19 protein-coding genes and 1 rRNA gene are annotated in these 21,668 nt (G+C 74.3%); 18 read left to right on the forward strand and 2 right to left on the reverse strand.

Annotated features, from left to right (window positions below):
* The first annotated feature begins 7 nt into the window (after positions 1-7).
* Positions 8-124 (forward strand): 5S ribosomal RNA (gene rrf / locus E1166_RS19530).
* A 91-nt stretch (positions 125-215) separates the two neighbouring features.
* Here the strand turns inward: rrf and E1166_RS31065 are convergent.
* The gene (locus E1166_RS31065; protein ID WP_207914368.1) at positions 216-1,979 is read right to left on the reverse strand and encodes a hypothetical protein; all 1,764 of its coding nucleotides are present in this window, start codon (positions 1,977-1,979) and stop codon (positions 216-218) included.
* Between E1166_RS31065 and E1166_RS19540 the strand changes: the two genes are divergently transcribed.
* Positions 1,902-2,831, forward strand: a complete 930-nt coding sequence (locus E1166_RS19540) for a Replicase polyprotein 1ab (protein ID WP_243710437.1) — start codon at positions 1,902-1,904, stop codon at positions 2,829-2,831. The genes E1166_RS31065 and E1166_RS19540 overlap by 78 nt on opposite strands.
* Positions 2,828-3,847, forward strand: coding sequence for an HAD-IIA family hydrolase (locus E1166_RS19545; protein WP_132340792.1), 1,020 nt, complete (start codon positions 2,828-2,830; stop codon positions 3,845-3,847). Before E1166_RS19540 ends, E1166_RS19545 begins: the two co-directional genes overlap by 4 nt.
* Positions 3,848-3,937: 90 nt before the next feature.
* Here the strand turns inward: E1166_RS19545 and E1166_RS19550 are convergent, their stop codons facing one another.
* Positions 3,938-4,273 carry an SCP2 sterol-binding domain-containing protein gene (locus E1166_RS19550; protein ID WP_132340794.1) on the reverse strand — a complete coding sequence of 112 codons (336 nt, stop codon included), beginning with the start codon at positions 4,271-4,273 and terminating at the stop codon, positions 3,938-3,940.
* A 112-nt stretch (positions 4,274-4,385) separates the two neighbouring features.
* Here E1166_RS19550 and E1166_RS19555 point away from each other — a divergent pair, with 112 nt between their 5' ends.
* The 15 genes from E1166_RS19555 to E1166_RS19625 form a co-directional block, all read left to right on the forward strand.
* Positions 4,386-4,964, forward strand: coding sequence for a hypothetical protein (locus E1166_RS19555; RefSeq protein WP_132340796.1), 579 nt, complete (start codon positions 4,386-4,388; stop codon positions 4,962-4,964).
* A 28-nt stretch (positions 4,965-4,992) separates the two neighbouring features.
* Entirely contained in the window at positions 4,993-5,241 is a 249-nt protein-coding gene (locus tag E1166_RS19560) for a hypothetical protein (protein ID WP_132340798.1), read from the forward strand.
* 22 nt (positions 5,242-5,263) lie between these two features.
* On the forward strand, positions 5,264-6,136 hold the full coding sequence (locus tag E1166_RS19565; RefSeq protein ID WP_132340800.1) for a TlyA family RNA methyltransferase: 873 nt from the start codon (positions 5,264-5,266) through the stop codon (positions 6,134-6,136).
* 80 nt (positions 6,137-6,216) lie between these two features.
* Positions 6,217-7,101, forward strand: a complete 885-nt coding sequence (locus E1166_RS19570) for an NAD kinase (protein ID WP_132266829.1) — start codon at positions 6,217-6,219, stop codon at positions 7,099-7,101.
* A 96-nt stretch (positions 7,102-7,197) separates the two neighbouring features.
* The gene (gene recN / locus E1166_RS19575; protein WP_132340802.1) at positions 7,198-8,955 is read left to right on the forward strand and encodes a DNA repair protein RecN; all 1,758 of its coding nucleotides are present in this window, start codon (positions 7,198-7,200) and stop codon (positions 8,953-8,955) included.
* Between the two features lie 119 nt (positions 8,956-9,074).
* Positions 9,075-10,253 (forward strand): putative cytokinetic ring protein SteA, encoded by a 1,179-nt coding sequence (steA, locus tag E1166_RS19580; protein ID WP_132340804.1) that lies wholly within the window; start codon positions 9,075-9,077, stop codon positions 10,251-10,253.
* 27 nt (positions 10,254-10,280) lie between these two features.
* Positions 10,281-11,219 (forward strand): copper transporter, encoded by a 939-nt coding sequence (locus tag E1166_RS19585; RefSeq protein ID WP_132340806.1) that lies wholly within the window; start codon positions 10,281-10,283, stop codon positions 11,217-11,219.
* A gap of 58 nt (positions 11,220-11,277) precedes the next feature.
* Complete coding sequence (locus tag E1166_RS19590; RefSeq protein WP_132340808.1) at positions 11,278-12,144, forward strand: hypothetical protein; 867 nt, start codon at positions 11,278-11,280, stop codon at positions 12,142-12,144.
* Position 12,145: 1 nt separating this feature from the next.
* Positions 12,146-13,822 (forward strand): lipid II flippase MurJ, encoded by a 1,677-nt coding sequence (locus E1166_RS19595; RefSeq protein ID WP_132340810.1) that lies wholly within the window; start codon positions 12,146-12,148, stop codon positions 13,820-13,822.
* Positions 13,819-14,985 (forward strand): glycosyltransferase family 4 protein, encoded by a 1,167-nt coding sequence (locus E1166_RS19600; protein ID WP_132340812.1) that lies wholly within the window; start codon positions 13,819-13,821, stop codon positions 14,983-14,985. Before E1166_RS19595 ends, E1166_RS19600 begins: the two co-directional genes overlap by 4 nt.
* Positions 14,985-17,333, forward strand: coding sequence for a hypothetical protein (locus E1166_RS19605; RefSeq protein WP_132340814.1), 2,349 nt, complete (start codon positions 14,985-14,987; stop codon positions 17,331-17,333). Before E1166_RS19600 ends, E1166_RS19605 begins: the two co-directional genes overlap by 1 nt.
* Positions 17,334-17,479: 146 nt before the next feature.
* The gene (locus E1166_RS19610) at positions 17,480-19,240 is read left to right on the forward strand and encodes a CTP synthase (RefSeq protein ID WP_132340816.1); all 1,761 of its coding nucleotides are present in this window, start codon (positions 17,480-17,482) and stop codon (positions 19,238-19,240) included.
* Positions 19,237-19,842: an NUDIX hydrolase gene (locus E1166_RS19615; protein WP_132340818.1), complete on the forward strand. Its 606-nt coding sequence runs from the start codon at positions 19,237-19,239 to the stop codon at positions 19,840-19,842. Before E1166_RS19610 ends, E1166_RS19615 begins: the two co-directional genes overlap by 4 nt.
* Positions 19,843-20,187: 345 nt before the next feature.
* Positions 20,188-21,303 carry an alanine dehydrogenase gene (gene ald / locus E1166_RS19620; RefSeq protein ID WP_132340820.1) on the forward strand — a complete coding sequence of 372 codons (1,116 nt, stop codon included), beginning with the start codon at positions 20,188-20,190 and terminating at the stop codon, positions 21,301-21,303.
* Positions 21,300-21,668, forward strand: a 369-nt coding sequence (locus E1166_RS19625; RefSeq protein ID WP_165944385.1) for a site-specific integrase, incomplete at its 3' end; no start/stop codon positions are given. The genes ald and E1166_RS19625, both read left to right, overlap by 4 nt.

Consider the following 21,668-nt stretch of genomic DNA (forward strand, 5'->3'; position numbering starts at 1 on the left):
ATAGTGTTACGGCGGTCATGGCGGAGGGGAAACGCCCGGTAACATTCCGAACCCGGAAGCTAAGCCCTCCAGCGCCGATGGTACTGCACTCGTGAGGGTGTGGGAGAGTAGGACACCGCCGGACAATCTTCCAGTCGAGGGCCGCCCCATTCCGGGTCGGCCCTCGACTGCGTAGCGCCGTTGGTGGCGCAATGAGGAAGGATGTACCCGTGAGTTCAGCACCGCAGGGCGGAGACCGTCCACGCCGTTACGAGGACCGAGCCGACCGCCCTGAAGGGCGGGGTGCCGGCTCGCGCCGGGACGACCGTCCCCCGTACCGCGGAGACCGTGACGATCGAGGCGGGCAGCGGGGCGGCTCCGGCGCCGACCGCGGCGGCCGTGACAGCGGTGGCTTCCGCGGCGGTGAGCGCCGTGAGGGTGGTTTCCGCCGCGATGGTGACGCTCCGCGCGCCGGTGGCTTCCGTGGCGGTGAGCGTCGTGAGGGTGGCTTCCGCGGCGGCGAGGCCCCCCGTGAGGGTGGCTTCCGTGGCGGTGAGCGTCGTGAGGGTGGCTTCCGTTCCGGCCCGCGTGAGGGTGGTTTCCGCCGTGATGGTGACGCTCCGCGTACCGGTGGCTTCCGCGGCGGTGAGCGCCGCGAGGGTGGTTTCCGCCGTGATGGCGAGGCTCCGCGCGGTGGTGGTTTCCGCGGCGGCGAGCGTCGCGAGGGCGGCTTCGGCGGCGGTGACCGTCGTGAGGGTGGCTTCCGTTCCGGCCCGCGTGAGGGTGGTTTCCGCCGCGATGGTGACGCTCCGCGTACCGGTGGCTTCCGAAGCGGCGAGCGCCGTGAGGGTGGTTTCCCCCGTGACGGTGACACGCGCGGCGGTGAGCGCCGTGAGGGTGGTTTCCGCGGCGGCGAGCGTCGCGAGGGCGGCTTCGGCGGCGGTGACCGTCGCGAGGGTGGCTTCCGTTCCGGTCCCCGTGAGGGTGGCTTCCGCCGCGACGGTGACACGCGCGGTGGCGACCGTCCCGAGGGCGGTTTCCGCGGCGGTGACCGTCGTGAGGGTGGCTTCCGTTCCGGTCCCCGTGAGGGTGGCTTCCGCCGCGACGGTGACACGCGCGGTGGCGACCGTCCCGAGGGCGGTTTCCGCGGCGGTGACCGTCGCGAGGGCGGGTACCGCTCGGGTCCCCGTGAGGGTGGTTTCCGCCGGGACGGCGAAACGCCGCGTGGCGGTGGCTTCCGTGACGGTGAGCGTCGCGAGGGTGGCTACCGGGGTGGTGACCGTCGTGAGGGCGGCTACCGGGGCGGCGAGACCCCCCGTGAGGGTGGCTTCCGCGGTGGTGACCGCCGTGAGGGTGGTTTCCGCCGGGACGGCGAGGCGCCGCGCGGTGGTGGCTTCCGTGACGGCGAACGCCGTGAGGGTGGTTTCCGCCGCGACGGCGAGGCCCCGCGTGGCGGTGACCGTCGTGAGGGCGGTGGCTTCCGCGGTGGCGAGCGCCGTGAGGGCGGCTACCGGGGCGGCGAGGCCCCCCGTGAGGGCGGCTTCCGCGGTGGCGAGCGTCGCGAGGGTGGCTACCGGGGTGGCGAGCGTCGCGAGGGTGGCTACCGGGGTGGCGAGCGTCGCGAGGGTGGCTTCCGGGGCGGCGAGGCCCCCCGTGAGGGCGGCTTCCGCGGCGGCGAGCGCCGTGAGGGTGGCGACCGACCCGACCGGGGCGCCGACCGCGGCGGCTACGGTGACCGGCCGCGTCGTGACGACCGGCGAGGCTTCGAGGACCGGCGTCGCGAGGGTGGCTTTGGCCTCGACCGGGAGCGGCAGGACGAGGCCGAGGGCGGTCGTGCGGTTGCGCCGGCGCTGCCGGACGAGATCTCCGCGACCGACCTCGACACCGCCGTCCGCGCCGAACTGCTCTCCCTGAACAAGCCGGTGGCGGAGACCGTCGCCCGGCACCTGGTCGCGACGGGCCAGCTGATCGACGAGGATCCGGCCGAGGCGCTGGCGCACGCGCTGGCGGCCCGCCGGCTGGCCGCGCGGATCTCCGCGGTGCGGGAGGCGGTCGGACTGGCCGCGTACCACGCGGGAGAGTGGCAGACCGCGCTCGCCGAGTTGCGGACCTACCACCGGATGACCGGGTTGCAGAGCCACCTGGCGGTGCTGGCCGACTGCGAGCGGGCGCTGGGGCGCCCGGAGCGGGCCATCGACCTGTTCCGGGGCGCCGACCGGGCGAAGCTCGACCCGGCGGTGGGGATCGAACTGCTGATCGTGGCGGCCGGTGCCCGTGGTGACCTCGGCCAGAAGGAGGCGGCGGTCGCGATGCTCCAGGTCCCCGAGCTGACCGCCGACGCGGCCGAGCCGTGGACGGCCCGGCTGCGTTACGCGTACGCGGACGCGCTGCTGGCGGTTGGACGCCGTGAGGAGGCCCGGGAGTGGTTCTCCCGCGCTGCCGACGTGGACGCCGACGGCCAGACCGACGCCGCAGAACGGCTGCTGGAACTCGACGGGGTGGTCATCGAGGGCGACGAGGACGACGACGAGACGGCCGAGGAGATCGCGGCGGGTCCGGGTACCCCGGGCGCCGTGCCCGCCCGACCGGACGCGAATCTGACCGTCGCCGCCGGAGACCTCGCCGGTGAGGACCAGGACGTCCTCGGCGAGGGCGAGGAGGGCGACCTCGCCCCCGGTGCCGCAGCGCCCGACGAGCAGGCTGGTGTGGCGACCGACGAGCAGGCCGGCGGTGAGCAGGTCGCGCCGGTCGACCGGGCGGTGCCCGGCGGCGCGCCCCAGGTCGAGTTCCGGGCCGACGCCCCGGCCGAGCAGCCGACGGGCGGCGACGGATCGGAGCCGGGTCAGCGATGAGCGAGGTCGCCGGGGACCGGCTGGTCGACGGGTACGAACTGGTCGTCTTCGACCTGGACGGGGTCATCTACCTGATCGACCGGCCGATTCCCGGCGCGGTCGAGGCGGTCGGTCGGCTGCACGCCGAGGGCCGCTCGGTCGCGTACGCGACCAACAATGCCTCCCGGCGCTCCAGTGAGGTGGCCGACCTGCTCACCGGCATGGGCGTGCCGGCTTCGCCGGACGAGGTGCTGACCTCCGCGGCGGCCGCCGCCGAACTGCTCCGGGACCGGTTTCCGACCGGCGCCCCGGTGCTCGTCGTGGGCGCGGAAGCGCTGCGCGCCGAGGTCCGCGCCGTCGGGCTCACCCCCGTGACCCGTGCCGACGAGTCGCCGGTCGCGGTGGTCCAGGGGTACGGCCCGCAGGTGGGCTGGGTCGATCTGGCCGAGGCGGCGGTCGCCGTGCGCGGCGGCGCGACCTGGATCGCCACCAACACCGACCGGACCCTACCCAGCGGTCGTGGCCCGTTGCCCGGCAACGGTTCACTGGTGGCGGCGCTGCGCCACGCGCTGGACCGGGCCCCTGACCTGGTCGTCGGCAAGCCGGAACCGGCCCTGTTCGCCACCGCCGCCCGCCGGGCGGGGCAGGGGCGCACCCTGGTGGTTGGCGACCGGTTGGACACCGACATCGAGGGAGCCCGCCGCGCCGGGCTGGACAGCCTGCTGGTGCTGACCGGCGTCAGCGACGTACCCGAGCTGCTGGCCGCACCGCCGCGGCGGCGACCCACGTACGTGGCGAAGGACCTGGCCGGGCTCTTCGACCCGGCGGCCGTCGTGGAGGTTGCGGGAAAGCCGTCAGCCGAGGGCTGGTCCGCGACCGTGACCGGCGACGGGTTGCAGCTGCACGGCGCGGGACGCCCGCTGGACGCCCTCGTGGTGCTCTGTGCGGCCGCCTGGTCCGTCGAGTCGAAGCCGGCCGTGCGACCAGGGACACCGGAGGCGCGACGGGCCCTGGAAGCGTTCGGTGTGCCGGCCTGACCGTCGTTGGAGCCGCGGCCGCCCGCGGTGGTTGCCGGGCGACCGGTCCGGGACGAGCGGCCCTCCACCACCGGCGCACGGCCCGCTCCCTCAGAGCAGTTTGCGGAGCTTCATCAGATCGAACGGGTTGGCCTTGAGGGAAACCCGGCGGGCGGCGATCGCCTTGGTGATGTCGAGTTGCCCGCGCACCAGGGCGAGTAGATCGTCGCTGTTGGCCACCAGGGCGATCTTGGCTTTCGGGTCGTCGCCGTCGGCCAGGTCGACCAGCCGGCCGCCGGCGAGCCGGCCGTGGAACGCCGTGTCCAGGTCGGTGATCCGGCAGGCGAGTGTGCGGTCCAGATCGATCCTGCCCTGCACGTCGGCGTGCCGGTCCAGCCGGGCCGCCAGATCCCGCAACGCCTGTCGGCACTCGTCCACGCTGGCCACGTCGCCTCCCTTGTCGCGCCACGCCGCTTCCCGGCACCGTACCGCAATGGGGTGTCCGGGGCTCCCGGTAGCGTGAGACCCGCACATCCCGCCCCGCGGAAGGATTTCAGGCATGCAGGACGCGTGGCGCGCCTACCTCGAGCTGGCCATGGGCCTGACGGAGGCGCCCCGGAAGAAGGCCCAGGAGGCCGTGCGGCGCGTCGTCGGGACCAGCGGCGCCACCGCCGCCCAACTCCAGGCGCTCGCCGAGGAACTCGTCTCCACCGGTGCGGCCAACCGGGAGGCGTTGACCAAGCTGGTCCGCTTCGAGGTGGACCGGGCACTCGGTGCGGTGGGGCTGGCCACGGCCGACGAGGTGGCCGAGCTGACCCGCCGGGTGCACGAGCTGGAACGCCAGCTCCGCGAGGCCAGGGGCGGCCCGGGAAACGCCTCGACATCCCCCGCTGACCTGGCCGGGGCCGGTGCGCCGGCGGATGGGGGCAGCGACACCGGTACGCCGGGCGGTTCCGCGCCGGTCCCCGCCCCCACCCAGGCCGTCGCGAAGAAGGCCGTCGCGAAAAAGGCTGTGGCCAAGAAGGCTGTGGCGAAGAAGCCGCCCGCCATGGTCTCCACCACACCGGGCGAAAACCGGGTGGCCGCGCCGGCGAAGAAGGCCGCGCCGCGCAAGCGGACCACGGGCGGCGCGGAATGACCGGCGGGTACCCGCGCGGCGGGTGGTCGTGAGCGGCCCGTTCCGGCCGGGTCCGCCGCCCGGCGTTCGGCCGGGTCCGCCGCCCGTGCCGCGTTCCGGCCCGACGACGGTCATCACCCCGCCGGACGAGGTCGGCGAGGCGCACCACCCGGCCGTGGACGCCGCCGTCCAGGCGATGACCAACGCAGCGGGGCTGCCCCCGGCCGACCAGATCGCCCAGTACGAGGCGGCGTACCAGACGCTGCGGGAGACCCTCGCCACCATCGACCAGGCATGACACCGACCGGAGAACCACCCCCATGGCACGTCGTACCCGCCTCGACGCCGAACTCGTCCGCCGCGGTCTGGCCCGCTCCCGGGAGCAGGCCGTCGCCCTGGTGGAAGCCGGCCGGGTCCAGCTGCGTGGGGTGCCGGCGCGCAAGCCCGCCGCGATGGTCGACCCCGCCGACCCGCTGCTGGTCACCGGGGAGAACCCCACCGACGAGTACGTCTCGCGTGGCGGCCACAAGCTCGCCGGCGCGCTCGCCGCGTTCGGCCCGGGCGGGCTGACCGCCGTCGGACGGCGCTGCCTCGACGCCGGTGCCTCCACCGGAGGTTTCACCGACGTGCTGCTGCGCGCCGGTGCCGCCGAGGTGGTGGCGGTGGACGTCGGTTACGGGCAGCTCGCCTGGCCGTTGCGCACCGACGAGCGGGTACGGGTCTTCGAGCGGACCAACGTCCGTACCCTGACCCCGGAGATCATCGGCGGTGAGGTCGACCTGACGGTGGCCGACCTGTCGTTCATCTCGCTGCGTCTGGTGCTGCCGGCGCTGGCCGGCTGTACCCGGGCCGATGGCGACCTCGCCCTGATGGTCAAGCCGCAGTTCGAGGTCGGCAAGGAACGGGTGGGTGCCGGCGGCGTGGTCCGTGATCCGGCGCTGCGCGCCGAGGCCGTGCTCGACGTCGCCGCGGCGGCGGCGCGGCTCGGCCTGGGGCTGGCCGGCGTGGCCGCGAGTCCGCTGCCCGGGCCGAGCGGCAACGTCGAGTTCTTCGTATGGTTACGGCGGGGCGCGGCGGCGGCCGATCCGCAGCGGGTACGGGCGGTGGTGGCCGCCGGACCCGAGGCCGTGCCGCCGTCCGGCCCCGCGCCGCAGGCGGATCCTCCAGATGTCCGGGTGAGCGACGAGGCTTAGCCCGGTGAGCGGATACGAGAGGCTGGTTCGGTGAGTGTCAGCGACTGTGTGAGCCCGCGCACCGACGGGCGGGTGGAGCGGTGAGCCGCACCGCCCTGCTGGTGACCCACACCGGTCGCCGGCGCAGCACCGAGCACGCCCGGGCGGTTGCCGCCGACCTCATTGCCGCCGGCTTCGAGGTGCGGGTGGTGGCCGAGGAGGCCGACGACCTCGACCTGCCGGGGGTCGTGCCGGTGGCCGGGCCGGAGGCGGCCGAGGGCGCCGAGATCGTCTTCGCCCTCGGCGGCGACGGCACCTTCCTGCGCGCGGCGGAGCTGGCCCGCCCGGCGAAGGCGCCGCTGCTCGGTATCAATCTCGGCAAGGTCGGTTTCCTCGCCGAGGCCGAGATCAACGACCTGGACGTCGCGGTCCGTGATGTGGTGGGCCGCAACTACAGGGTGGACGAACGACTCACCCTCGACGTCACCGCCGAATTCGACGGCGGCCCGACCATCGAGTCCTGGGCGCTGAACGAGATCAGCGTGGAGAAGGGCGAGCGGGCCCAGATGCTGGAGCTGCTCGTCGACGTGGACGGTCGGCCGCTGTCCCGGTACGGCTGTGACGGCGTGGTCTGCGCGACCCCCACCGGCTCCACCGCATACGCCTTCTCCGGCGGCGGACCGGTGGTCTGGCCGGAGGTGGAGGCGTTGCTGCTGGTGCCGATCAGCGCGCACGCGTTGTTCAGCCGTCCGCTGGTCACCGCGCCCGACTCGACCTTCGCCATCACCGTGGACCCGTTCACCACCCTCGCGGTGCTGTGCTGCGACGGCCGGCGGGTGTTCGACCTGCCGCCGGGAGCCCGGGTGACGGTGCGGCGCGGTGCGCTGCCGGTGCGCATCGTCCGGCTGCGGGACCGGCCGTTCACCGATCGGTTGGTCGCCAAGTTCGACCTGCCGGTGCAGGGGTGGCGCGGCAGCCGACGGTGACGGCTCGACCGGCTCGGTGGGCTTCGGGGCCGGCTTGTCCACAGCCGGGTGGTGCCGGCTGGCAACTGTCGGGGCCCGCGTCTACTGTCGGGTGCTGTGCTGGAAGAGCTGCGCATCACCGGACTGGGCGTCATCGAGGACACCACCCTGCCGTTGATCGGCGGGATGAACGTCATCACCGGCGAGACCGGTGCCGGCAAGACGATGGTGGTGACCGGTCTCGGGCTGCTCTTCGGTGGCCGGGCCGACGCCGGGCGGGTGCGGGCCGAGCCAGGCCGCGCGGTGGTCGAGGGTCGGCTGCGCCTGGGCGGCCCGGTCGCCGACGTGGTGCACGCCCGCATCGTCGAGGCCGGTGGGGAGCCCGACGAGGACGGTTCGCTGCTGATGAGCCGTACGGTCACCGTGGAGGGTCGGTCCCGGGCCCACCTGGGTGGCCGGAGCATGCCGGTGTCCATGCTCGGCGAGGTCGGCGAGCAGGTGGTGGCCGTGCACGGCCAGTCCGACCAGCTGCGCCTGCTGCGCCCGGCCGAGCAGCGGGCCGCGCTGGACCGGTTCGCCGGCCCGGAGCACGAGAAGCTGCTCGACGCGCTGCGCGAGGCGTACGCGCGGTGGCGGCACGTGGTCGATGACCTGGCCGACCGGCGGCGCAACGCCCGCGCCCGCCACCAGGAGGCCGACCTGTTGCGGCTCGGTCTCGACGAGATCACCCGGGTCGATCCGCAGCCGGGCGAGGACGACGAGCTGAAGGCCGAGGCGCAGCGGCTGGAGCACGCCGAAGGGCTGCGTACCGCCGCCCAGCTGGCCCACCAGTGCGTGGCCGGCGGGGTGGAGGCCGCCGACGACACACCGGACGCCACGGCGCTGCTGGGCACGGCCCGGCGCACCCTGGAGGCGCAGGCCGGCACGGACCCGGCCCTCGGTGAGCTGGCGGGCCGGCTGGAGGAGGCGGCCACCCTGGTCGCCGACGTCTCCGCCGAGCTGTCGGCGTACCTCGCGGCGCTGGACGCCGACCCGGCCCGGTTGCAGGTTGTCTACGAACGGCGGGCCGCCCTGCGCGCGTTGACCCGCAAGTACGCCGACGACGTCGACGGGGTGGTGGCCTGGGCGCAGCGGGCCCGCGCCCGATTGTCCGACCTGGACACCTCTGACGATCTGCTCGAGGAGCTGGACCGGGAGGCGACCCGGCTCGCCGGTGAGGTGGCCGACCTGGCCGGCCGGGTCTCGGCGTCGCGGCAGGAGGCGGCGACCCGGTTCGCCGAGCAGGTGACCGTGGAGCTGGCGGGGCTGGCCATGCCGCACGCCCGCATCGAGGTGGCCGTGCTGCCCCGGTCGGCGGGCCGGTCGGAGCCCACCCTGACGGTCGACGGTGCCGAGGTCGGCGTCGGCCCGGATGGCGCCGACGAGGTGGAGCTGCGGTTGCTGGCGCATCCGGGTGCGCCGTCGTTGCCGTTGCAGCGGGGCGCCTCCGGTGGTGAGCTGTCCCGGGTGATGCTCGCCATCGAGGTGGTCTTCGCCGGTTCCGGCGGGCCGCCCACGCTGGTCTTCGACGAGGTGGACGCCGGGGTCGGTGGCCAGGCGGCGGTGGAGATCGGCCGGAGGCTGGCCCGGCTGGCCCGCAGTCACCAGGTGCTCGTCGTGACCCACCTGCCGCAGGTCGCCGCGTTCGCCGACCGGCACCTGGTGGTGGCGAAGGACACCGGTGGCGCGGTGACCACCAGCGGGGTGCGGGTGGTGGAGGACACCGAGCGGGCCCGTGAGCTGGCCCGGATGCTCGCCGGTTTGCCGGACTCGGATCTGGGTATCGCTCACGCCGAGGAACTCCTGGCCGTGGCGGCCCGGGAAAGGCGGCCCTGACCGGCGCTATTGTGAGCAGAGGCACACCGGCCCGGGCTCTGGTGTGCTTCCCTGGGTAGGCGGCCCTGCTCAGGCATGTCGCGACAGAAAACCCTGCCTCACATGCCAGGATGGTCACGATGCGTCTACCCACGTTGCGCCGGACCCGGAACGCGGAACCGGGCTCAGTTCTCGGCACCGCACGTCTGGACCGCCGCACGAAGCGGCTGGTCGGCCGGCTCCGCCCCGGCGACATCGCAGTGATCGACCACGTCGATCTGGACCGGGTGGCGGCCGACTCGCTGGTCGCCGTGGGCGTCGCGGCGGTCCTGAACGCCAAGCCGTCGGTTTCCGGCCGCTACCCGAACCTCGGGCCCGAGGTGCTGGTGGCTGCCGGCATTCCGCTGCTGGACGACCTGGGCGAGGGGATCTTCGAGCGGGTCCGGGAGGGGGACACGGTCCGGATCGAGGGCAACACCGTGTTCCTCGGCGACGAGCCGGTGGCGCACGGTGAGCTGCAGGACGCCGAGACCGTGGCCAAGGCGATGGCCGACGCCCGGGAGGGGCTGTCGGTGCAGTTGGAGGCGTTCGCCGCCAACACGATGGACTACCTCCGGCAGGAACGTGACCTGCTGCTGGACGGGGTGGGCGTACCGGACATCCAGACCCAGGTCCAGGGCCGGCACTGCCTGATCGTGGTCCGGGGCTACGACTACAAGGCCGACCTGGACGTGCTGCGGCCGTACATCCGGGAGTTCAAGCCGGTGTTGATCGGCGTGGACGGTGGGGCGGACGCGCTGGTCGAGGCGGGTTACACCCCCGACATGATCATCGGGGACATGGATTCGGTCACCGACGACGTGCTGCGCTGCGGCGCCGAGGTGATCGTGCACGCGTACCCGGACGGGCGGGCACCCGGCCTGGCCCGGGTCAACGGGCTCGGTGTCCCGGCGATCACCTTCCCGGCCGCCGCCACCAGCGAGGACCTGGCGATGCTGCTGGCCGACGAGAAGGGCGCCTCGTTGCTGGTCGCGGTCGGTACCCACGCCACCCTGGTGGAGTTCCTGGACAAGGGGCGCGGCGGCATGGCGTCCACCTTCCTGACCCGACTCAAGGTCGGCGGCAAGCTGGTGGACGCCAAGGGGGTCAGCCGGCTCTACCGGCAGAGCATCTCCGGCTCGTCGCTGCTGCTGCTGGTGCTGTCGGCGATCGCCGCGATGGCCTCCGCGGTGGCGGTCTCCACGGTCGGGAAGGCGTATTTGGGCGTGGTCTCCGAGTGGTGGGACAATCTGGTGTTCCAGCTCGGCCAGCTCTTCTAGCTCCCGACCGATCAAGAGGCTGCAAGCGTGATCAACTTCCGGTACCACGTGGTGTCCCTGACCGCGGTCTTCCTGGCGTTGGCCATCGGCCTGGTGGTCGGCACAGCCGCCCTCAACGGCCCGGTGGCCGACTCCCTCAACGAGACGGTCAACGGGCTGCGCAAGGACAACCAGCAGATGCGCCAGTCGGTCAACAGCATGCAGCGGGAGCTGGAGCTGGAAGAGGAGTACGCCGCGCAGATGGCGGAGGTGTTCCTGCCGGGCAGACTCGCCGACAAGCGGGTGCTGGTGCTGCGGATGCCGACCGGGCAGGACCACACTGAGGGCGTGCTGAAGATGCTGGAAACCGCCGGCGCCAAGGTGACCGGCCGGGTCGACGTCCAGGACAAGTTCATCAACCCGGACAACAACACCAACCTGATGGAGTTGGCCGTCACCGCCGCCCGGCCCACCGCGCCCGCCTCCGCGCTGCCCGGCAACGGCAACGGGGTGGAGACCTCCAGTGCCCTGCTGGCCAGCGTGCTGCTCGACCGGCCCCAGGGCACCCCGGCGGTGACCGAGGCGGACCGCAGGGCGGTGCTGACCGCGTACTCCAACGCCGGCTACGTGACCGCGGAGAAGCAGATCAGCGGCCCGGCCGAGGCTGTCGTGGTGGTCAGCGGGCAGCCCTACATCGACAAGGACTCCGCGAAGAAGGACGAGTCGGTGGTGAAGGTCGCCGAGCAGTTCGACCGCACCGGCGCCATCGTCGTCGCCGGCAACGGCTCCACCGGCGGCAACCTGGTGTCGGTCGTCCGTGGCGACCCGGTGCTGGCCCAGACCATCTCCACCGTCGACAACGCCAACAGCGCGCAGGGGCAGTTGGTCACCGTCCTCGCCCTGGTGCAGCAGCTCACCGAGAAGAAAGCCGGTCAGTACGGCGTCGGCGACAACGCCGCGGATCTCCTGCCTAGACTGCTCCAGTGAGCGAACGACGTACCCCGGTGACCGAAATCCCCTCGCACGTGCCGACCGGAGGCACCGCGTGAGCGTGATCGGGCGACTGCTGGTCGCCGCCGCCGGCGTCGCCGCCGCCCGGTACGCGCTGCGGGAGATCCGTACCGCCCCGGTCGGGCCGGCACTGGAACGCACCAACTTCCGCGGCCGTACCGTCACCCTGGCCGCCGGCCCGGCGCTGGCCGTCGGCGCGGCCGGCGCCGCAGCGCTCGGTGCGTCCAGCGGCCCGGCCGGTGCGGCCGCCCTGGTGGCCGGGCTGGGCTCGGGCGCGGTCGGCCTCTACGACGACGTGGTCGGCGCCCGGCCGGAGCAGAAGGCCGCCAAGGGGTTCACCGGTCACCTCGCCGCGTTGCGCGAGGGACGGGTCACCGCCGGCGTGGTGAAGGTCGTCGGTGTCGGGGCCGCCGGGCTCGGCGCGGCGGCGCTGCTCGCCGCCGACCCCCGGGTCGCCGCGCACCGCCGCCGGCAGCGGCAGGGCGTCCTCGGCCGGACCGTCGACGTGCTGCTCGGCGCCGGCGTGGTGGCCGGCACGGCGAACCTGGTCAACCTGCTGGACCTGCGCCCCGGGCGGGCGCTCAAGTCCGGTCTGCTGCTCGGCGTCCCGTTGACGACCGGTCCGCACGGCGGTATCGCCGCCGGGGCCGTCGGCGCGGCGTCCGGGCTGCTCGCCGAGGACCTCGACGAGCAGGTGATGGTGGGCGACAGCGGTGCCAACGCTCTCGGCGCGCTGCTCGGCGTGGCCCTGGCCGCCCGTACCGGGCCGCTCGGCCGGGCCGGCATCCTCGCCGTGCTGGCCGGGCTCACCGCCGCCAGTGAGAAGGTCAGCTTCACGGCCGTCATCCAGCGCACCCCCGGGCTGCGCGAGCTGGACGAGCTGGGTCGGCGATCCGACTGACGTGAGCAGACCGGCACCCCTCGCCGACGCCGGCCGGGTGGCCGGGGCGGCCGCCCTCATCGCCGTCCTGACCGTGGTCGCCCGCCTCGCCGGCTTCGGCCGTACCGCCGTGTTCAGTTGGGTCGTCGAACGCAGCGACCTCGGCGGCATGTACGTCGTCGCGAACACCGTCCCCAACATCATCTTCGAGATCGTGGCCGGCGGGGCGCTGGCGAGCCTGGTCGTACCGCTGCTGGCCGGCCCGGTCGAGACCGGTGACCGGCGGACGGTGGCCGCCGTCACCGGATCGCTGCTGACCTGGATGCTGACCCTGCTGGTGCCACTCGCGGCGCTGGTCGCGCTCTTCGCGGACCCGATCGTCGGGCTGATCAGTGACGCCCGCTCACCGGCCGAACTCGCGGCCGGCGCCCGGATGCTGCGGGTCTTCGCCCCGCAGTTGCCGCTCTACGGCGTCGGCATCGTGCTGACCGGCGTGCTCCAGGCACACCGGCGCTTCGCCTGGCCGGTGATCGCGCCGCTGCTGTCCAGCCTCACCGTCGTCGTGGTGTACCTGGTCTTCGGCGCCGGCGAGGGGCGGGGCGCCAGCATCGCCGAGGTGAGCCGCGGCGGCGAACTGGTCCTCTCCGGCGGCACCACTCTCGGCGTGGTGGTGCTGTCGCTGTCGCTGCTGATTCCGGTGCGCCGGTTGGGGCTGCGGCCACGCCCCGGCTACCGGTTCCCCGCCGAGGCCCGGGCCAAAGTCGGCGCACTGGCGGCGGCCGGCGCCGTCACGGTCACCGCCCAGCAGCTCGCGCTCGTCGTCATCCTCAACCGGGTCTCCGGCGGGCCGACCGGTTCACCGCAGGTCTACAACCTGGCGCAGACCATGTACCTGCTGCCCTGGGCGGTGCTCGCGGTGCCGCTCGCCGTCGCCGCGTACCCGACCCTGGCCACGGCCGCCACCGGCGGTGACGAGGCGGGCTACCGGCGGACCCTGGCCCCGGCGGTGCGCGGTGTGCTGCTGTTCAGCTTCCTGGGCACGGCCGCGCTGGTCGGTACCGCCGAGGCGGTCGGCGCGTTCTTCCCGCTGGGCACGGCGGCGACCGCCGCCGGCATCGTCGGCTTCGCTCCGGGCCTGGTCGGCTACGGGCTCTTCGCGGTGCTCTCGCGCGCGCTCTACGCGCGCGGCGCCGCCCGGGTGGCCACCGTCGCCATCACCGTCGGCTGGCTCGCCGTGCCGGTGGCGGCGGTACCGCTGGCCGCGCTGCTGCCCCGGGCTGACCGGGTGCTGGCCGTCACCGTGGCCAACTCGGTCGGCATGCTGCTGCTGGGCGGGCTGCTGCTCACCGCGGTCGCCCGGGTCGCCGGCCGGTCCGCGCTGGCCGGGACGGGCCGGGCCGCCGCCGCCGGGCTGGCCGCCGCCGGGCTCGCCGCTCCCGCCGGCTGGTTCGCCGCCCGGTGGCTCGCCGGCGACGACACCCCGACGACAGCGCAGGCGCTCGCGCAGGGCATGCTGTCCGGGGTCGTGGTGGGGGCGGTGTTCCTCGCTGTGGCCTGGCTGACCGACCGGCCCGACGTGCAGCCGCTGCTCGGCGGGGTGCTGCGCCGGCTCGGCCTCCGGCGCCGGCACACCCCACCCGGCCCGCCGGACGGCAGCTTTCCGGAACGGGGCGACGGGAAGGAGACGGTCTTCCCATGACCGACGCGACCTCGCCAGCCCGCTGGTCGGGCACGGTGGTCCTGCTGCTCGCCTCGAGCACCGGCGGGGTGGGCCAGCACGTACGCTCGGTGGCCCGCGGCCTCACCGCGGCCAGAGCCTCCGTGCTGGTCTGCGGACCCGCCGCCACCCAGGACCAGTTCGACTTCACCGGCGTCGGGGCCCGCTTCACCCCGGTGCAGATCCCGGCCAGCCCCACCCCGGCCGACGTCCGGGCCGTCGCCGCACTGCGCCGGGCCCTGGCCGCCGAGACCATCCAGGTGGTGCACGCCCACGGGCTGCGCGCCGGGCTGGTCGCCACGCTCGCCCGACCCGCCGCGCCGGTGGTCGTCACCTGGCACAACGCGGTGCTCGCCGGTGGGCTGCGCGGTCAGCTGTCCCGACTCGCCGAGCGGATCGTCGCCCGGTCCGTCCGGGTGGCGCTGGGTGCCTCCCGCGACCTGGTGGCGCGGGCCGCCGCGCTGGGTGCGGCCGACGCCCGGTTCGCCCCCGTCGCCGCGCCGCCGCTGCCCGTGCCACGCCGACGCCGGGCCGCTGTGCGGGCCGAGTTCGGTGTCGCCACCGACCAACCGCTGATCCTCTCCGTCGGCCGGCTGCACCCGCAGAAACGGTACGACGTGCTGGTCGACGCCGCGGCCCGCTGGCGGAGCCGCAATCCGCCCCCGGTCGTCGTGGTCGCCGGCAGCGGACCGGCCTACCTGCAGCTGGCGGCCCGGATCTCCGCCGCCCGGGCACCGGTGACGCTGCTCGGCCACCGCACCGACATCGCCGACCTGCTCGCCGGCGCCGACGTGGCGGTGGTGACCAGTGACTGGGAGGCCCGGCAGCTCTTCGCGCAGGAGGCGCTGCGGGCCGGCGTACCGCTGGTGGCCACCGCGGTGGGCGGGCTGCCGGAGTTGGTCGGTGACGCGGCGTTGCTGGTGCCGGCGGGCGACGTCGACGCGGTGGACGCCGCGGTGCGGCGCCTGCTCGACGACGCCAGCCTCCGGGCCGACCTGGCCCGGCGCGGCACCGAACAGGCCGCCACCTGGCCGGACGAGGAGGACACCGTCGCTGCCCTGGTCGCGCTCTACGCGCAGGTGGCCCCCGACAGCGCCGGGCCGGCCACCCCCGACGCGGGCACCCCGTCGACGGGACGCCGGTGATGCTGCGCAGACTCACCCCGATCCTGCTGACCCTGCTGGTGGTGGTGCTCGGTGTGACCGCCCTGGCGGCCCGCCCGGACGGCAACGCCCCCCGGCGCACCGCCGACTTCGTGGTGCTCGTCGGCGTGGTCGGCCTGCGCTGGGAGGACGTCGACGCGCAGACCACCCCCACGTTGTGGCGGATGGCCCAGGAAGGTTCCATCGGGTCGCTGTCCACCCGTTCCGCGCGCCGCCCGACCTGTCCGGTCGACGGTTGGCTCACGCTCGGTGCGGGCAGCTACGCCGCGTGGAACGGCAGCCGGCCCCCGGGCGTCTGCCCGCCCGCCGACGTCACCGTCGAACAGCCGGACCGGATCGGCGCGAACCTGCCGCAGCAGGAGAGCGTGGTCGCCTACAACCAGGACCGGCTGCCCTGGGGGGCGGTGCCCGGGTCGTTGGCGGAGTCGGTGCGCTGCTCGGTGGCGATCGGTCCGGGCGCCGCTGTCGCCGCCGCCCGCCCCTTCGGCCGGGTCGACCGGTACGCCGCGCAACTGCCCGCCGACCCGGCGGACCTGCTCGGCTCCTGCGTGCTCAGCATCGTCGACCTCGGCAGCGTCACCGGTGACGACCCGGTCGCCCGGGCCGCCGAGGCGCGCCGGGCGGACACCGCGCTGGCCACCGTGCTGGCCGCCCGCCCGCCCCGCTCCCTGGTCGTCGTCGCCGGGGTCTCCGACGTGGCCGCACCGGCGCGGCTGCACGTCGCGGTCGCCGACGGGCCCGGCTTCGAGCAGGGCTGGCTCACCTCGGCCAGCACCGCCCGGGAAGGCTACCTGCAACTGATCGACCTGGCACCGACGGCACTGTCCGCGCTCGGGCGACCGATGCCCGAGCGGCTGTTCCTGGGACGGCCGGCGGTCGGGGTCGACGGCCGGCCGGACGACCTGCCCGCCGCGATCACCGCCGCCGCCGACGCCGACCGGGAGGCCGGCGCCCAGCGGACCGTGGCCGGCTGGTTCTTCACCCTGCTCGCCCTGGCCGAGGTGGCACTCTTCGTCGCCGTGCTGCCGCTGCTGCGCCGGGCCCGCCGGCACGCCGGCCCGCACGGTCCACGGCCGGTCTCCCGGCGGGTGGTGGCCGCCGTCGAACTGCTGCTGGTCGCCGTCGCCCTCGCCGTCCCGGCGGCCCTGCTGGCCGACGCCGTTCCCTGGTGGCGTGGTGACCACGCCGGCTGGTGGTTCGCGTTGGTGACCCTGGCCCTGATCGGCGGGGCCACCGCGTTGGTGCGCTTCGCTCCCGGTCACGAACGGACCCTCGGTCCGCTCGGCGCGGTCGCCGGGCTGGCCACCCTGGTCGTCGGTGCCGACGTGCTCAGCGGGGCCCGGTTGCAGCTCAACGGCGTGGTCGGTTACTCGGCTCTGGAGGGCGGCCGGTTCGCCGGTCTGGGCACGGTGGGCCTCGGCGTGTTCCTGGCCGCCGGGTTGCTCGGGGCCGGTTGGCTCGCCCAGCGGGTCCGGCGTGAGTGGCGGCCCATGGTGACGGTCGCCGTCGGCGGCGTCGCTGTGGTGGTGGTCGGCAGCCCCTACCTGGGCGCCGACCCGATCGGTGCGGTGGCCCTGACCGCCGGGGTGGCGGTGGCGGCGGCGATCAGCACCGGCGGCTGGTTGACCATGAGCCGGCTGGTCTGGGCCACGATGGCCGGTCTGGCGTTGACCGTCGGGTACGCCGTGACGGACGCCCGTCGCCCGGCCGAGGAACGGGGCAGCCTCGGCCGGTTCCTCGCCGCGCTCGGCGACGGTACCGGCGGGCTGACCCTGCACCGCTCCAGCACCGCCAACTTCGAGACGCTGGTGAACAGCCCACTGACCGTGCTGGCCGTACTGGGTGCCCTGCTGGTCTGGTTCGCGCTGCTCCAGCCGTGGGGCGGCCTGATGCGGCTGTTCGGCATCTATCCGGCGATCCGGGCGGCGATGGCCGGCACCGCGGTCGCGTCGGTGATCGGCGGGGTGCTCGGCGGCGCGGCCCTGGACGTGGCCGGCGCGGCCGGCGCGCTGGCGGTGCCGATGGCGGCACTGGCGTCGCTGCGGGTGCTTGACCACTCCACCGACCGCACCCTGCCGGGCGAGAGCCGGGAGCGCGGCGACGGGCCGGACGGGTCGGGCGGTGGCGGGCTGCCCGGCGGCGGTGCGTCCGGCGCAGCCGACCGGGGACCCGCTCCGGCGGAGGCCGGGCCCGGCGACGACGCCGACGGGAAACGCGACGGCGGCCGGACGGCGGGGGAGGGCGAGGCCCGGTCCGGGGGACCGGCCGTGCCGTCCGCCCGGAAACCCGAGCCGGCGGAGCGGCCCTCGACCGAGGTCGCGGCGGGTTGACCCGCGGTTGCAGGGTGTGCGGGGCCGGGTGCACCGCCGGCCCCTGGCCGGAGAGGTGTTACCGTGGAATCCCGTGGATCGCGTGATCACTTTGCTGATCGGCACGGCGGTTCGCACGACCGCTACGGACGACACGGGAGCAGGCCTTGGCCCCTTCAGCACGGACGACCAGGCACATTTTCGTCACTGGGGGCGTCGCCTCCTCGCTGGGTAAGGGCCTCACCGCCTCCAGCCTCGGCAACCTGCTGACCGCCCGCGGCATGCGCGTGGTGATGCAGAAGCTCGACCCGTACCTCAACGTCGACCCCGGGACGATGAACCCGTTCCAGCACGGGGAGGTGTTCATCACCGAGGACGGCGCGGAAACCGACCTCGACGTCGGGCACTACGAGCGGTTCCTTGACCGGGACCTGTCCGGCAAGGCGAACGTCACCACCGGCCAGATCTACTCCGACGTGATCGCCAAGGAGCGGCGCGGCGAGTACCTCGGCGACACCGTGCAGGTCATCCCGCATATCACCAACGAGATCAAGGCACGGATTCTCGGCATGGCCGACCCGGACGCCGACGGCCACACCCCGGACGTGGTGATCACCGAGGTCGGCGGCACGGTCGGCGACATCGAGTCGCTGCCCTTCCTGGAGGCGATCCGTCAGGTTCGCCACGACCTGGGCCGGGACAACTGCTTCTACCTGCACGTGTCGTTGGTGCCGTACCTGGCCCCGTCGGGAGAGCTGAAGACCAAGCCCACCCAGCACTCGGTGGCGCAGTTGCGCAGCATCGGCATCCAGCCGGACGCGCTGGTGCTGCGCTGCGACCGGGACATTCCGGACAAGGTCAAGGAGAAGCTCTCCCTCTACTGCGACGTGGACCGCGAGGCGGTCACCGCCGCACCGGACGCGCCCAGCATCTACGACATTCCGAAGGTGTTGCACCGCGAGGGCCTCGACGCGTACGTGGTGCGCCGGCTCGGGCTGTCCTTCCGCGACGTCGACTGGACCAGCTGGGACGACCTGCTCGACCGGGTGCACCAGCCGCACCACACGGTCACCGTCGCGGTGGTCGGCAAGTACGTGGACCTGCCCGACGCGTACCTGTCGGTCAGCGAGGCGATCCGGGCCGCCGGCTTCGGCCACCGGGCCCGGGTGCAGCTGCGCTGGGTGCCCAGCGACGACTGCGTCACCCCGTCCGGCGCGGCGGCGGCCCTGGCCGGCGTCGACGGCATCGTCATTCCCGGCGGCTTCGGCGTACGCGGCATCGAGGGCAAGATCGGCACGGCCCGGTACGCCCGGGAGAACGCGGTGCCGCTGCTCGGCCTCTGCCTCGGCCTGCAGTGCATGACCATCGAGGTCGCCCGGCACCTCGCCGGCCTGGACGGGGCGAACTCGGTGGAGTTCGACGAGCAGGCCCGGCACCCGGTCATCGCCACCATGGCCAACCAGGAGGACATCGTCGCGGGCAAGGGCGACCTGGGCGGCACCATGCGGCTCGGGGCGTACCCGGCGAAGCTTGCCGAGGGCTCCATCGTCGCCGAGGCGTACGGCAGCACCGAGGTCAGCGAGCGGCACCGGCACCGGTACGAGGTGAACAACGCCTACCGGGAGCAGTTGACCAAGGCCGGCCTGCACATCTGCGGCACCTCGCCGGACGGCCGACTGGTGGAGTTCGTCGAGCTGGACCGCAGCCTGCACCCGTTCTTCGTGGCCACCCAGGCGCACCCGGAGCTCAAGAGCCGCCCGACCCGCCCGCATCCGCTGTTCGCGGCGTTCGTCAAGGCCGCCGTGGCGTACTCCGAGGCCGACCAGCTCCCGGTCGACCTGGACCACGTGGCGGAGACCCCGGCGGCTGCGACGGCGCAGAAGGCGGCCCGCAACGGTGCCTCGGTGACCGCGGCGTCGGCGTCGTGAGCGCCGTCGAGCACCGCTACGAGCTGCGGTCGCGCACCGAGCGCTACCAGGGGCGGATCTTCGACGTGGTCACCGACGAGGTGACCATGCCCGGTGGTGGCACCGCGACGCGCGACTACGTCCGGCACGTCGGCGCGGTCGCCGTGGTGGCGTTGGACGACGCCGGTCAGGTGGTGCTGGTCCGGCAGTACCGGCAGCCGGTCGGCCGGCACCTGTGGGAGCTGCCGGCCGGGCTGATGGACGTCGACGGCGAGGAACTGCCGGCCGCCGCGGCGCGGGAACTGGCCGAGGAGGCGGACCTGACCGCCGGCACTCTCGACCTGCTGGTGGACGTGCACACCTCGCCCGGCTTCTCCGACGAGGTGGTCCGGGTCTTCCTTGCCCGCGACCTGGCCGAGGTCCCCGCCGACCGGCGGCACCGGCGGCGTGAGGAGGAGGCCGACATCCAGATCGTCCGGCTCGACCTCGACGAGGCGGTCGGCATGGTGCTGGCCGGGGAGATCACCAACGGGCCGTGCGTGGCCGGGCTGCTGGCCGCCGCCCGGGCCCGCGACGCCGGCTGGTCGGTGCTGCGCCGGGCCGACGCCCCGCTGCCCCGCTGATCCGGGTACGTCGGGAGGGCCGCCGCGTCGTGTCGTGCGGCCCCTCCCGACGTGTTCGTCCGGGGCACGACGCACGGGCCGCCAGCGTGCCGGCCCGGAGATGAGGGCCGCCGGACGGCGGTTCCGAGCGGCGACGCTCGTCCGGTGCGACGATGAGGGTGAACGCCGCCGTACACCTGACACATCGTCAGGCGTGATGCGCGCCGGGTGTCACAGTGTGGGCTCCCGGGGCGAGCGGGCACGCCTAGACTGCCGCCGGCGGGACCGGTCGACCGCGCCGGCAACGGGGCCGGAGGCGGGGCCGCGCAGTCGGGGACGAGCAGCCCCGGAGAGAGGTGTCTGATCGTGAAGGTCGGAATCCCACGCGAGGTCAAGAACCACGAGTACCGCGTGGCGATCACGCCGGCGGGCGTCAACGAGTTCGTCCGCCACGGCCACCAGGTCTTCGTCGAGTCCGGCGCCGGCCTCGGGTCGAGCATCGGCGACGACGAGTTCGCCGCCGCCGGTGCCAAGATCCTGGCCAGTGCCGACGAGGTGTGGAACACCGCGGAGCTGGTGCTCAAGGTCAAGGAGCCGGTCGCCGAGGAGTACCACCGGATGCGCGCGGGACAGGTGCTCTTCACCTACCTGCACCTGGCCGCCTCGAAGGAGTGCACCGACGCGCTGGTCGACCGCCGGGTCACCGGGATCGCGTACGAGACCGTCGAGCTGCCCGACCGGTCGCTGCCGCTGCTCGCCCCGATGTCCGAGGTCGCCGGCCGGCTCGCCCCCCAGGTGGGCGCCTTCTACATGATGCGTACCGGCGGTGGGCGGGGTGTGCTGCCCGGCGGCGTCTCCGGCGTGTACGCGGCCAAGACCGTGGTCATCGGCGCGGGCGTGTCCGGCATGAACGCCGCCGCCATCGCGCTGGGCCTGCAGTCCGAGGTGCTGCTGCTGGACAAGAACGTGGCCAGGCTGCGTCAGGCCGACGCCATCTACCGGGGTCATCTGCAGACCATCGCCTCCAACGCGTACGAGATCGAGCGGGCGGTGCTCGACGCGGACCTGGTCATCGGCGCGGTGCTGGTGCCCGGCGCGAAGGCCCCGAAGCTGATCTCCAACGAGTTGGTGAGCCGGATGAAGCCGGGCAGCGTGCTCGTCGACATCGCCATCGACCAGGGCGGCTGCTTCGAGGACTCGCGCCCCACCACGCACGCCGACCCGGTCTACCGGGTGCACGAATCGATCTTCTACTGCGTGGCGAACATGCCCGGCGCGGTGCCGAACACCAGCACCTACGCGCTGACCAACGTCACCCTGCCGTACGCCCTGGAGCTGGCCGACCACGGTTGGCGGCAGGCGCTGCGCAGCGACCCGGCGCTGGCGCTGGGCCTGAACACCCACGACGGGCGGGTCGTCTACGGCCCGGTCGCCGAGGCGCACGGACTGGAGGTCCTGCCGCTGGCCGAGGTGCTGAGCTGACCGGTTCCCGGCAGCGGGCCGGCGCGGGTGGGGAACCCGCGCCGGCCCTGCGTCGTGCCGTCCGCGGTTACCTCGACCACCTCACCGTCGAGCGTGGGCTGTCGGCGAACACGCTCTCGTCGTACCGCCGGGATCTGGCACGCTACCTCGACACCCTGACCGCGGCCGGGGTGACCGATCTGGCCGCCGTCGACGCCGGGCAGGTCGAGGCCCACCTGGCGCGGCTGCGGGCCGGGGACGACGGGCACCCGCCGCTGGCCGTGTCGTCGGCCGCCCGGGCCGCGTCGGCGGTTCGCGGGCTGCACCGGTTCGTGGTGCGCGAGGGGCTGGCCGGCGCCGACCCGAGCCGGGACGTCCGCCCACCC

Origin of the sequence: Micromonospora sp. KC213, assembly GCF_004348325.1 — a bacterium.
GTDB lineage: Bacteria > Actinomycetota > Actinomycetes > Mycobacteriales > Micromonosporaceae > Micromonospora.